Origin of the sequence: Pseudomonas sp. HY2-MNA-CIBAN-0224 (assembly GCF_040310285.1) — a bacterium.
Classification (GTDB): domain Bacteria; phylum Pseudomonadota; class Gammaproteobacteria; order Pseudomonadales; family Pseudomonadaceae; genus Aquipseudomonas; species Aquipseudomonas helleri.
On record NZ_JBEOPQ010000923.1, the window covers coordinates 1 to 234 of the forward strand.

The 234-nt window shown below is 51.3% G+C and carries 1 protein-coding gene; it reads right to left on the reverse strand.

The window, feature by feature from the left end; all coding sequences use genetic code 11:
* Positions 1 to 234: oxidoreductase (locus AAEZ03_RS28945; RefSeq protein WP_502947999.1), on the reverse strand; the 234-nt coding region annotated here is incomplete at both ends.

Genomic DNA, 234 nt, shown 5'->3' on the forward strand with positions numbered 1-234 from the left:
TATCGTCTTCTTCGTAGCCTCCCTCAACATTGTTGAACGTGCCAAGTGGTGAAATACGAATACCCACGTGATCAGCATCCCATGCCTCTACGCAAGCATCAATCACGTCCAAGGTTAGACGCGCGCGGTTTTCGCGGCTGCCACCGTACTCATCGTCACGCTGATTGGTATGCTCGGCCCAAAACTGATGCAGCAAATAACCATGCGCGCCATGAATCTCAATACCATCAAACC